The sequence below is a fragment of the Salidesulfovibrio brasiliensis JCM 12178 genome, assembly GCF_001311825.1.
Lineage (GTDB): Bacteria > Desulfobacterota > Desulfovibrionia > Desulfovibrionales > Desulfovibrionaceae > Pseudodesulfovibrio > Pseudodesulfovibrio brasiliensis.
Window position 1 is genome coordinate 1 of sequence record NZ_BBCB01000132.1, and the last position, 5,534, is coordinate 5,534.

A 5,534-nucleotide genomic window follows, 5' to 3' on the forward strand; every position below is an offset into this window, starting at 1 on the left:
CGGCCAGCATGCCGCAGGCGGCTGCCAGCCACGGGTCGCCCCATGCGATGCCTGCCGCGGCACCGACCATGGCACCCGTGAGCATCATGCCTTCCACGCCGAGGTTCAGAACGCCGCTTCGTTCGGCAAAGACTTCGCCCACTGCTGCAAAAAGTACGGCGATGGACGACTTGATGGCGATGGTCGCGATGAAGGCGAGATCCTCAAACATCGTCATCCTCCTTGCCGAATTTCACAGTGTATCGGGTCACGGCTTCGGAAACCAGCAGGCCGAGCAGCAACGCGCCTTCGAGCACCAGTCCGATGGACGAGGGAAGCTGCATGGCGGATTGCAGTCTGTCCGCACCGATGAGAAACGCCCCGAGCACCATGCGTACACCGGGACGAGTGCGGGCCGAAGCCCGGCCAGGCAGGCCACGATAATGCCGTCGTATCCGTAGCCGGGGTTCACGCCTTCGCGGATGACGTAATGGATGCCGCAGACTTCGCCGACTCCAGCGAGTCCGGCCAGCCCCCCGGCCATGGCCATGACCGTGAAGGTCTGCTTGGCGGCGCTGATGCCCGCGTACCGCGCGGCTTGCGGGCTGTGTCCGCTTACCCGGATGCCGTAGCCCCATTTGGTCTTAGCCAGCAGGAAATGCAGGCAGACAGCGGCCAGAACCGCCACGCCCGCGCCCATGTGCAGTCGGGTCTTGCCGAGCCTCGGCAGCCATGCCGACTCCGGAAAGATGGGCGTGCCGGGAAACCCGAAGGCCATGGGGTCACGCCACGGGCCAAAATAAAGATGCTCCATGAAGATGATGGCCACGTAATTCAGGAGCAGCGTGGTCAGAATTTCGCTGACTCCGAACCGGACCTTGAGCGCGGCAGGGATGGTCGCCCACATGGCACCCGCCGCAGCCCCGAAGAGCAGGCAGGCCGGGACCACCAGCATGGGCGGCAGCGAGGGCGAAAGATACAGCGCGGCCCAGCCAGCGCCGATGGCCCCCCAGACGAACTGGCCTTCGGCACCGATGTTCCACAAAAGCATGGTTGCGGCCACGGCAACGGCAAGGCCCGTCAGAGTCAGAGGGATCGCTTTAACCGCGATCTCTGCCCAGCCGTTCAGGCTGCCGAGCGCGCCCGAGGCCATGACTGCGTATGCTTCAAGCGGATTGACCCCTTGGCCAAGAAAGACGAGCGCCCCTGCAAGCAGGGCAAATCCCAGCGAAAGAAGGGCCGTGACGAGCGCCTTGTGTCGAATCGGCTCGGTGCGGGGGAGGATGCGTATGTCCATTATTCCATCCCTCCCGCCATGAGCAGGCCGATCCTGCCCACCGCGTCCGTGTCGAGCGCGTCGAGCACTTCGAGAATGCGTCCGCGGAACATGACCGCGATGCGGTCCGCCAGTGTTAGCACTTCCTTCAGGTCGCCCGAGATGAGCAGGATGCCAGAGTGTTCGCGCTGCTTGATGAGCGAGGCCCAGATGTCTTCGGTGGCGGCGATGTCCAGCCCCTGCGTGGGCTGCTCGGCCACGAACAGGGCCGGGTTTCGCGCCAGCTCGCGGGCGAGGATGAGCTTTTGCAGATTGCCGCCGGAAAGGCTCCCGGCCTCGTCGTCCGGTCCGGTGGCCCGGATGGAAAAGTCACTGATGGCCTGTGCTGTTTCGCGGCGAACTGTGCCCCTGTCCAGCCACGGCCCATCGCCGCAGTCCTTCAGGCGGGTCAGGGCGAAGTTCTCGGCCAGCGACATGCCGTGAACGCTGCCGGTACGGTGGCGGTCTTCGGGGACGTAGCCGATGGCTTCGCTGCCGTTCCAGCGAACGGCCTCGACAGTCTCCCCGAGGAAGCGGATGGTGCCGGAGGTCGGTTCACCCGAATCAGAAGCGCGGGTGATGGCCGAGGCCAACGAAGATTGTCCATTGCCCGCCACCCCGATAACGGCGAGGATTTCCCCCTTCCGGATGGTCAGGCTCACGTCCTTGAAGCCAGTCCGACCGGCCACGCCTTTTCCGGATACGTTTTCAAGTTCGAGTACGGGATCGCCCGCTTGAATCTCGGGCTTGTCCACGGCCAGCACGAACTCCCTGCCTACCATCAGCCGGGCGAGCTCGCGCCTGCTTTCGATGCGCGAAGGCGCCAGCCCGGCGATCATGCGGCCGCGTCTGAGGATGGAGATGAAGTCTGCGGCGGCCATGACCTCGTCCAGCTTGTGGGTGATGAAGATCACGCCGCATTGGTTGCTGCGCAGGCGGTTGAAAATCTCGAAGAGCCGTTCGGCTTCCGGCTGGCTCAGCACGGCGGTGGGCTCGTCGAAGATGAGTACGCGGGCGTCCTGTACCAGCAGCTTCAGAATCTCCGCCCGCTGCTTTTCGCCCATGGAAAGGGACGCAACCGTGCGGTGCGGGTCGACGTCCAGCCCGTAGCGTTCGGAAAGCTCGGCCATGCGTCGGTTGGCCTCGCGGGCGGAAATGCCGCACGATCCAGCGGAAAGCCGGATGTTTTCGGCAACGGTAAGGCGCTCCACGAGCATGAACCGTTGGTAGACCATGCCGATACCCATTCGCATGGCGTCTGCGGGTTTGGAAAAGGACACCGTACGGCCCTTCATGCGGATTTCCCCGGCGTCCGGGCGGTAGCGGCCGGAGATGACCGACATGAGCGTGGATTTCCCCGCGCCGTTTTCGCCGAGCACGGCCTGCACCTGTCCGGCGCGGACCTCCAGCGTGATGTCGCGGTTGGCGACCACCTTGCCGAAGCGTTTGGTCACCCCGCGGCAGGATAGCAGGGGAGCGTCCTGTGTCATTTAGATTCGCGCGCGGGTTTTGGCAGCGTTGCCAGCGAGTGGAGTGGTGCAGGCAGCAACGGGTGCTTTTCGCCTTCCTGCGCCACACAGTAAATACCCAGAATTTCAGGCACCTCGATGCCGCGGCGGTCGGCCATCTCTTCAAGAAGGTCGGCGAGTCCGAGGATGGTTCCACCGGACGAGACCACGTCGTCGATCAGTACGATGCCGCGTGCCTCGGCCAGAAGGTTCAGGTCGCGTTCGTACACGGCAAGAAACTTGCCGCCGCTGGTGATGGAATCGGTGCCCACCTGAATGACTGGGCGGCGTTCAGCTTCCATGTGCGGCTTGACGCGGTTGTAGGCCACGGCCACGGCGTCGAGCCCAAGATCGGTGGCGGCAACCTGCGTGAGTTGCAGGGCCTTTTCCACCACGGTGAGGATCGCTATCCCCTCGGTATCGCCCACGGTCTCGCGAATCTGTGCGGCCATGAGCTTGCCGAGGTCTTCGTTCAGCTTGATCTGCCCCACGAGGTTGAAGGAGGCGATCTTGACCAGACCGTTCGGGGAGGGCAGCGAGACGTAGGGAATCTCGATGTCGTAGGAAAGGCCGTCTACCGAAAGGCGGTACTTTTCGCCGGATTCTCTGGCGCCGAGCACGTCCATGGAAACCTCCGGAAAGAAGGCGCTCCCGCCGGGGCGGGAGCGCTGTGATTATCGTTACTTGGCGAGCTTGCCCTTGACGCCCTTGACGAGCATCTGCATGGAGAGCAACTGGCCGTCATCGAACTTCTTGCCTTCGGGCAGCACTTCCTTGCCGCTCTGGTCGAAGATCGGGCCGGTGAAGATGGTGTCGTTGCCGTCCTTGAGCTCTTGCATGGCGGTCATGACCTTTTCACGCACGTCCTGCGGCACGGAGTCCTTGAACTCGGCAAGGCGTACGCCGTCGGCTCGAAGCCCTTCCAGTAAGAGCCGGTCTTCCAGGTGCCGTTCTGCACGTCTTCGATGGCCTTCACATAGTAGGGCCCCAGTTCAGCAGGGCGCTGGAGAGGGCGCATTCGGCACCCCAGGAGGCGGCGTTCGTGCCGTAGCCCATGGCCGGAACACCGGCGGAACAGGCGGCAAGGGAGCTGTCGGGGGTGTCGGCCATCTGGCGGATGAGGTCATGGCCTTTGGCCACCAGCGTCTCGGCCAGCGTGGTTTCCTTGACCGGGTCGGCCCAGGAGTTCAGCCAGGCCACGGTGTTGACGGTGTCGCCGTGGCTTACGCCAGCTTCCTTGAGGCCGCGCTGCAGTCCGAGGGTGAAGGCGTTCACGCCGCGAACGGGCTCAGGAATCGGATGGGTGCCCACGGTGCCGACGTTCTTGAAGCCCATGAGACCGGCGAGGTATCCGCAGAGGTAGTCGGCCTGATAGATGCGGACCATGTAGGTGCGCATGTTGGGCGCGGTCTTGTAGCCGGAGCAGTGCTCGAACTTGATTTCCGGGTAGTCCTTGGCCACGCGCAGCAGCGGCTCCATGTGGTCGAAGGTGGTACCGAAGATGATGTCGCAGCCTTCCTCGGCGAATTCGCGGAACACGCGTTCGGCGTCGGGGCCGAGCACTTTTTCCTTGTAGATGATCTCGACATCGTCGCCGAGCTTATCCTTCATGAACTGGATGCCGTTGTAGTGCGCCGTGGTCCAGCCCCTGTCGTCGATGGTCCAGAGCAGGGCGAATCCGGCCTTGATCTTCTTCTTGGCCATGGCCACGCCGGGCGCTGCCAGCAGCATGCAGAGCATGGCGAGCACGCTCAGGGTCAGAAAACGTTTCATCCTCATCTCTCCCGTTGATGATGTACCTGTTTGCAAAAGGCGTTTTGAAAAGACGCAAAAGTTTGCCCCGAATTTCACATGGACGTCAAGCCGCAGGCGTGGAAAAGTCCGTTATGAATCGGTGGTTGTGTCAGGCGGGCGGCAACCTCGGCGCTTTCTGTATGGGGCGAAAGAATCACTGTCTGTGCGGTCGAAATCTGATTGACAGCGGCTACCTATGCGGCTATAAGCTCTCTTCCCGATGGGCGGTTAGCTCAGTTGGGAGAGCATCGGCCTTACAAGCCGAGGGTCGCAGGTTCGAGCCCTGCACCGCCCACCACCGGGTGAGCGTCGCTTAACACGCTTGTCCCGTTAAAGCGGAGCCGTAGTTAAGCTGGTTATAACGCCGGCCTGTCACGCCGGAGGCCGAGGGTTCGAGTCCCTTCGGCTCCGCCATTAAAATCAAAGGGTTACACGAAAGTGTGACCCTTTTTTTGTGCCGTTTTTGCGTTTCGTGGCTCGTGCCCGTGGCTTCAGTATAGCTTCAGGTGGCACACAGCTTTTTCGGCACTTTTCTCAACTTGGCTGTACCTCATCAGCTTTCACCTTCTGCCTTGTCCCACAGGCCGTGTTCGCTCGACGGCGTCCGCATGGCCTTGTCCAAGGCGCTCACCGCCCGGTTGTTTCTGGTGGTGCGGTGGATGTACCGTTCCGTCGTGCGTGTAGAGGTGTGGCGAAGCAACTGCTGGATGTCCAGAATGTTTGCTCCGGTCTCCATGCCGATGCTTGCCGACAGGTGGCGGATGCCGTGAAACCCGAATTGCCTGACCCCGGCTTTGTCGCACAGCTTGCTCAGCCACCGATTGTGGCTGTCCCGGACCATCCAAAGGGACTGGTCAAACACAAATTCCGCTTTACCGGCTTGCAGCTTGCGCTTGGCAAGCTCTGCCCGGAGAGCGTCGGCCATGGGAACCTCATCG

7 protein-coding genes and 2 tRNA genes are annotated in these 5,534 nt (G+C 62.5%); 2 read left to right on the top strand and 7 right to left on the bottom strand.

Annotation, left to right across the window (positions count from 1 at the left end):
- The 6 genes from JCM12178_RS16815 to JCM12178_RS16835 all read right to left on the bottom strand — a co-directional run.
- Window positions 1-211 (bottom strand): ABC transporter permease subunit (locus tag JCM12178_RS16815; protein WP_439646719.1); only part of this gene is annotated, 211 nt, incomplete at its 3' end.
- A gap of 36 nt (window positions 212-247) precedes the next feature.
- Window positions 248-1,276 carry an ABC transporter permease gene (locus JCM12178_RS16820; protein WP_245628844.1) on the bottom strand — a complete coding sequence of 343 codons (1,029 nt, stop codon included), beginning with the start codon at window positions 1,274-1,276 and terminating at the stop codon, window positions 248-250.
- Window positions 1,276-2,784 carry an ABC transporter ATP-binding protein gene (locus tag JCM12178_RS16825; RefSeq protein ID WP_245628845.1) on the bottom strand — a complete coding sequence of 503 codons (1,509 nt, stop codon included), beginning with the start codon at window positions 2,782-2,784 and terminating at the stop codon, window positions 1,276-1,278. Before JCM12178_RS16825 ends, JCM12178_RS16820 begins: the two co-directional genes overlap by 1 nt.
- Window positions 2,781-3,428 (bottom strand): phosphoribosyltransferase family protein, encoded by a 648-nt coding sequence (locus JCM12178_RS16830; RefSeq protein WP_054653104.1) that lies wholly within the window; start codon window positions 3,426-3,428, stop codon window positions 2,781-2,783. Before JCM12178_RS16830 ends, JCM12178_RS16825 begins: the two co-directional genes overlap by 4 nt.
- Window positions 3,429-3,482: 54 nt before the next feature.
- A complete protein-coding gene (locus tag JCM12178_RS20110) occupies window positions 3,483-3,677 on the bottom strand; it encodes a hypothetical protein (protein WP_245628846.1) in 195 nt (64 codons plus the stop codon).
- A 97-nt stretch (window positions 3,678-3,774) separates the two neighbouring features.
- The gene (locus tag JCM12178_RS16835) at window positions 3,775-4,575 is read right to left on the bottom strand and encodes a BMP family ABC transporter substrate-binding protein (protein WP_245628847.1); all 801 of its coding nucleotides are present in this window, start codon (window positions 4,573-4,575) and stop codon (window positions 3,775-3,777) included.
- Between the two features lie 243 nt (window positions 4,576-4,818).
- Between JCM12178_RS16835 and JCM12178_RS16840 the strand changes: the two genes are divergently transcribed.
- Window positions 4,819-4,894: transfer RNA gene (locus tag JCM12178_RS16840), tRNA-Val, on the top strand.
- 39 nt (window positions 4,895-4,933) lie between these two features.
- Window positions 4,934-5,010, top strand: a tRNA-Asp gene (locus JCM12178_RS16845).
- Between the two features lie 139 nt (window positions 5,011-5,149).
- On the opposite strand, the gene JCM12178_RS16850 is transcribed toward JCM12178_RS16845, so the two are convergent.
- Window positions 5,150-5,534, bottom strand: a 385-nt coding sequence (locus JCM12178_RS16850; protein ID WP_157054982.1) for a tyrosine-type recombinase/integrase, incomplete at its 5' end; no start/stop codon positions are given.